The following is a 6,067-nucleotide window of genomic DNA, read 5'->3' as shown; positions in this document are numbered from 1 at the left end:
ACACCAAGACGACCACCATCGCGATCTACCCCGAGTTCCGCCCCTGCACCGCGCCCTCCGCCGAACGAATCCTGGCGATCTTCGCGACCACCGCCCGACAGCACATCTACGCCCAGGGCACCCTCATCGCCACCTACCCACCCGAGCTCACCACCCTGCACCACCAAGTCCTCAACCTCTTCGGACTCAACCCCACCGCCTACACCGCCGAAAGACCCGACCAAAACCCCCGAACTTCGCCCCGGCGAAGTGCGGAACGTGCGCTATAGGACGTCAACGCTCGGACGTTACGGGTTTCGGGGGTTTGCGTCGCGCGGCTTCCAGCAGGCTCAGTCGACCGAGACGGACCGCCGGGCCTCGGCGAGCGCCTGCTCGAGGGCCACGACGTCGAACCGGCCCAGATATGCCGGGCTGCCCGGCTGCATCCGCCAACTCTCGGCCAGCGGGCCGTTGTCGACCACGTCGAAGCCGATCTTCTCGATGAGGTGGGCGACCATGCCCATGGCCTGGTGGTCGTTGCCGGAGATGGCGAGCGCGCGGCGATCCGGCGTGCCCGGCGGCGTGCCGTCGCTGCGCAGCTCGGACGCCCGGATGTGGTTGAAGGCCTTGACGACCCGCGAGGTGGGCAGGTGCGCCTGGAGCAGCTCGCTCGACGTCGTCGTCTCGGCGTCGAGCTCGGCGATGTGGCCGTCCCGCTCGGCGTAGTAGTTGTTCGTGTCGACCACGACCTTGCCCGCCAGGGGCTCGACGGGGACCGCTCGGTAGTGTTTGAGCGGGATCGTCACGACGACGAAGTCGCCCGCCTCGCCCGCCTCGTAGGCGGTGGCTGCGCGTGCACTGTCCCCGAGCTCGGCGACCAGGTCGACGAGCGTCTCCGGCCCCCGCGAGTTACTCATCACCACGTCGTAGCCGGCCCTGATGGCCAGCTGCGCGATGGTGCCGCCGATGCGTCCTGCCCCGATGAATCCGATGGTCGCCATAGGCTCATTAACTCCGATAACACCCCAACTGTTCCAGTCCCCCGGGGGGTCGGGTTTTCGCCGGTCAGGCCTGGGGGGCGTGCTTGTCCAGGAAGGTGAAGACCTCGGTCTGGTCCACGCCGGGAAAGGTGCCGGTCGGCAGGGCCGCCAGCAGGCTCGCGTGCGGGCGGGCGCTCGGCCAGGACTTCGTGGCCCAGCGCTCGGCCTGCTCGGCCGGAGGGCGGCGGCAGCAGTCCGGGTCGGGGCAGCGCGACGCGGACCGCTCGGTCGTCTCCCGGCCGCGGAACCAGCGCACGTGCGCGAACGGCACGCCCACGCTCACCGAGAACTCGCCGTCGTCCGAGCCCTGCACGCGCGAGGTGCACCAGTACGTGCCCGACGGCATGTCCGTGTACTGGTAGAACGGGTTGAACCGGTCCGGGATCGAGAACACCACCCGCGCGGTCCAGTGCCGGCACACCGGCTGCCCCTCGATCGAGCCGAGCGGGTCGCTCGGGAACTTCACGCCGTCGTTCTCGTAGGCCTTGTGCAGCGTGCCGTTCTCGTGCGCCTTCATGAAGTGCACCGGGATGCCGAGGTGCTTGGTGGCCAGGTTGGTGAACCGGTGCGCCGCGGTCTCGTACGGGACGGCGTACGCGTCGCGCAGGTCCTCCACCGACAGCCGGCGCTCCGCCTTGGCCTCCCGCAGCAGACCCACGGCGCTGTCCTCGGAGACCAGCATCGCGGCCGCCAGGTAGTTGTTCTCCACCCGCTGGCGCAGGAAGTCGCCGTACCCCTTCGGCTCGGTGTGCCCGAGCACATGGCTCGCGATCGCCTGCAGCAGCGTGGAGCGCGGGTCGTTCGACGACGTGAGGGCGTGCGGCAGGTAGATCCGCCGGTTCTCCAGGTCGGTCACCGAGCGCGTCGAGTGCGGCAGGTCGTGCACGAAGTGCAGGGAGAAGCCGAGGTGCGCGGCGATGTCGGCGGTGCCGCGCTGGGAGAGCGGACCTCCGGGGTGGTCGACGGCGGCGAGCAACTTGCGCGCGTGCGCCTCGAGCTCGGGGAAGTAGTTGTCCTGCGCGCGCATCGTCGCGCGCAGCTCGGAGTTGGCCCGGCGGGCCTCCTCGGGGGAGGCGGCGTGCTCGGCCAGCAGCCGCTGGATCTCGCCCTGCAGCCCGAGGATCGTCTCGAGCGCGTCGGTCGGCAGGGACTTGCCGACTTTGACGTCCGGCAGGTTGAGCCCGGCGAACAATCCGCCGCGCTGGGCCCGCTCGAGCTGGATCTCGAGCGCCGCGCGCCGGCTCGGCGGCTCGCTCGCGAGCAGGTCCGTGAGCGGGACCCCGAGGGCGGCGGCGACGGAGTGTAGCATCGAGAGGCCCGGTTCGCGACGGCCGTTCTCCAGCATGGAGACCTGGGAGGCCGCCCGCCCGATAGCGAGGCCGAGGTCGTCGAGCGTCATGCCGGCCGCGGTGCGCAGGTGCCGGATGCGCCGGCCGAGCAGCAGGGTGTCGAGCTCTGCAGGCTCGGCAGCGGGACTCGCAGTAGTTGCCATACCTCAGCGTGCCTCACGGATGCCCATCACGGGATGTTTCGCATGGCAGAAGAATCGAGGTTCTTCTGCGGAGATTGGTGGTGAAGACCCATTGACCTTCTGTCAAAGTTCTTCTCATCAGGCCGAACGAGAACCAATGGAGGATCATCGTGAGCACCGCAACGAACCGCACCGGCGACGAGAACCAGACCGCCGCTGAGCTCAGCAAGCAGTGGGCGACCGACCCGCGCTGGGCCGGCATCAGCCGGGACTACACCGCCGAGGACGTCATCGCACTGCGCGGCTCGGTCCGCGAGGAGCACACGCTGGCCCAGCGCGGCGCCGAGAACCTCTGGAGCCTCCTGCACTCCGAGGAGTGGGTTGCCGCGCTCGGCGCCCTGACCGGTAACCAGGCCGTGCAGCAGGTCCGCGCGGGCCTCAAGGCGATCTACCTGTCGGGCTGGCAGGTGGCCGCCGACGCGAACCTCTCCGGTCAGACGTACCCCGACCAGAGCCTTTACCCCGCGAACTCGGTGCCTGCGGTCGTGCGCCGGATCAACAACGCCCTGCTGCGCGCCGACCAGATCGAGGCCAGCGAGCAGACCGAGGGCGGCGAGCCGGTCCGTGACTGGCTCGCGCCGATCGTGGCCGACGCCGAGGCCGGCTTCGGTGGCCCGCTCAACGCGTACGAGCTGATGTCCTCGATGATCACGTCCGGCGCCGCCGGGGTGCACTGGGAGGACCAGCTCGCCGCGGAGAAGAAGTGCGGCCACCTCGGTGGCAAGGTGCTCATCCCGACGTCGCAGCACGTGCGCACGCTGAACGCTGCCCGCCTCGCGGCGGACGTCGCCGGGGTGCCCACGCTCGTTATCGCCCGGACCGACGCCCTCGGCGCCGACCTGTTGACGTCCGACATCGACCCGCGCGACAAGGCCTTCCTCACGGGTGAGCGCACGGCCGAGGGCTACTACCGGGTCACCCCCGGCCTCGAGTCGGTCATCTCCCGCGCCGAGGCCTACGCCGAGTACGCGGACCTGATCTGGGTCGAGACGGCCGAGCCCGACATCGCGCTGGCGACCGAGTTCGCGAACCGGATCCACGCGAAGTTCCCCGGCAAGCTGCTCGCGTACAACTGCTCGCCGTCGTTCAACTGGCGCTCGCACCTGAACGACGACCAGATCGCGTCGTTCCAGAAGGAGCTCGCCGCGCTCGGGTACGCGTTCCAGTTCATCACCCTGGCCGGCTTCCACGCGCTGAACCACTCGATGTTCAACCTCGCGCACGGCTACGCCCGCCAGGGCATGACCGCGTACGTCGAGCTCCAGGAAGCGGAGTTCGCGTCCGAGGCCGACGGCTACACCGCCACGCGCCACCAGCGCGAGGTGGGCACCGGCTACTTCGACAAGGTCGCCACGGTGCTCAACCCGAACAGCGCCACCCTCGCGCTGGTCGGCTCGACCGAGACCGCGCAGTTCACCTCCAAGCACTGACGCTTTTCCCCCCGACCCCTTCTACGTCCCGAGCGGAGATCGCCATGTTCCCCACCACACCGCACCTCGAGATCACCGGACCGATCGTCGCCGGTACCGACGAGATCCTCACTCCGCAGGCCCTCGCCTTCGTCACCGCGCTGCACACGCGGTTCCTCGGCCGGCGCCACGACCTGCTGCTCGAGCGGCAGAAGCGCCGGACCCGGTTCGCGGACGGGCTCGACCCCGACTTCCGCCCCGAGACGCAGAGCGTGCGGGCCGACCCCACGTGGCGCGTCGCGGGGGCCGGACCGGGCCTCGAGAACCGTCGCGTGGAGATCACCGGACCGACCGATCGCAAGATGGCGATCAACGCGCTGAACTCCGGCGCGCAGGTCTGGCTCGCCGACCTGGAGGACGCCACGTCTCCCACCTGGGAGAACATCGTCGGTGGCCAGTTCAACCTGGCCAACGCGCTGCGCGGCAAGCTCGACTTCACGTCGGAGGAGGGCAAGGAGTACCGCGTCGGGGACACCATGCCCACGATCGTGATGCGCCCGCGTGGCTGGCACCTGGCCGAGAAGCACCTGCGCTTCACGGACCGCTCGGGCCAGCGCACGGCGGCGTCGGCCAGCCTGGTCGACTTCGGGCTCTACGCGTTCCACAACGCGAAGCTGCTCATCGAACAGGGCAGCGGACCGTACTTCTACCTCGCCAAGCTGGAGGGGTACCTCGAGGCGCGGCTGTGGAACGACATCTTCCTGTTCACGCAGGAGTACCTGGGGATCACGCGGGGCACGATCCGGGCCACGGTCCTGATCGAGACGATCACGGCGGCGTTCGAGATGGAGGAGATCCTGTACGAGCTGCGCGAGCACTGCGCGGGGCTCAACGCGGGTCGCTGGGACTACATCTTCAGCATCATCAAGAACTTCCGTACCCGTGGATCCCGGTTCGTGCTGCCGGACCGCGCGGAGGTGAAGATGACGGTGCCGTTCATGCGGTCCTACACCGACCTGCTGGTGGCGACCTGCCATCGGCGCGGGGCGCACGCCATCGGCGGCATGTCGGCGTTCATCCCCAACCGGCGTGACCCGGAGGTGACCGCGCGTGCGCTCGAGCAGGTGCGCGCGGACAAGCAGCGCGAGGCCGACGCCGGCTTCGACGGCTCGTGGGTGGCGCACCCGGACCTCATCCCGGTGGCCCGGGAGGTGTTCGACCGTGCGCTCGGCTCGCGGCCCAACCAGGTCGAGCGTCAGCGCTCGGACGTGCACGTGACCGCGGCCGACCTGCTGGACATCGCGTCCGCGGGTGGCGAGGTGACCGACGAGGGCGTGCGCGGCAACGTGCGCATCGCGTTGCGGTACATCGAGTCGTGGCTGCGGGGCGTGGGCGCCGCGGCGATCGACAACCTGATGGAGGACGCCGCCACCGCCGAGATCTCGCGTTCGCAGATCTGGCAGTGGGTCCACCAGAACACGGTGACCTCCGACGGCGACCGGATCACCCGGGCGCGCGTGGAGCGGATCCTCACCGAGGTGCTGGCCGGTCTGCCGCGCACCGCGGACGACCGGTTCGAGGACGCCGAGACGATCTTCCGTGAGGTCGCCCTCGCGGAGGCGTTCCCGACGTTCCTGACGATCTCGGCGTACGCACGCTTCCTGGTGAAGAAGCCGACGCACGCGACCGCCAACGCCTGACCCGCACCAACCCCCGCAAGAGCAGAGCAACCGCCCCTCCACGCCACGGTGGAGGGGCGGTTGCTCTGCTCTGTGCGAAAAAGGTCTTGGAATGACGGGGATCGGGACGTACCGTTTTCGCATCGGGAAAGGAGGTGGTTCAGAGGTGAAATCCTTCAGGACGCGAGAGGTGACTGTCCGCTAGTCGCCGCGCCTGCACGTGCAGACGCACCCGGACGGACTGCTGTCCGTTCTCGCAGGCCGCAAGCGGCCAGCGAGTTCCAGGCATGACAGCGGACACGAGAAACTTCCCGGAGGCGGCCAAATAGTTGCCCGGTGGCGGACATGAAAGTTGCCCGCTGGCGGTCATGAGATCTGCCCGACACGACGTTCGTTGCCTCGCCGCTTGCGGCGGTTGAGGCCCCTCCT

General features: G+C 69.3%; 5 protein-coding genes. 3 read left to right on the top strand and 2 right to left on the bottom strand.

The annotated features are described in order from the left end of the window. On the top strand, positions 1-269 hold a 269-nt coding region (locus VIM26_RS07455; RefSeq protein ID WP_331949725.1), incomplete at its 5' end, for a hypothetical protein. A 60-nt stretch (positions 270-329) separates the two neighbouring features. Here VIM26_RS07455 and VIM26_RS07450 read toward each other — a convergent pair. Continuing rightward, positions 330-980: an NADPH-dependent F420 reductase gene (locus VIM26_RS07450; protein ID WP_331949723.1), complete on the bottom strand. Its 651-nt coding sequence runs from the start codon at positions 978-980 to the stop codon at positions 330-332. 64 nt (positions 981-1,044) lie between these two features. Continuing rightward, a complete protein-coding gene (locus tag VIM26_RS07445) occupies positions 1,045-2,511 on the bottom strand; it encodes a helix-turn-helix domain-containing protein (protein ID WP_331949721.1) in 1,467 nt (488 codons plus the stop codon). 149 nt (positions 2,512-2,660) lie between these two features. Here VIM26_RS07445 and aceA point away from each other — a divergent pair, with 149 nt between their 5' ends. Further along, positions 2,661-3,980: an isocitrate lyase gene (gene aceA / locus VIM26_RS07440; RefSeq protein ID WP_331949719.1), complete on the top strand. Its 1,320-nt coding sequence runs from the start codon at positions 2,661-2,663 to the stop codon at positions 3,978-3,980. Between the two features lie 44 nt (positions 3,981-4,024). Continuing rightward, complete coding sequence (gene aceB / locus VIM26_RS07435; RefSeq protein WP_331949717.1) at positions 4,025-5,659, top strand: malate synthase A; 1,635 nt, start codon at positions 4,025-4,027, stop codon at positions 5,657-5,659. Positions 5,660-6,067 lie beyond the last annotated feature (408 nt).

This window comes from Pengzhenrongella sp. (assembly GCF_036565025.1).
Classification (GTDB): domain Bacteria; phylum Actinomycetota; class Actinomycetes; order Actinomycetales; family Cellulomonadaceae; genus Pengzhenrongella.
Note: the sequence above shows the minus strand (reverse complement) of the source record. Positions and strands in the feature narration are given on the sequence as shown.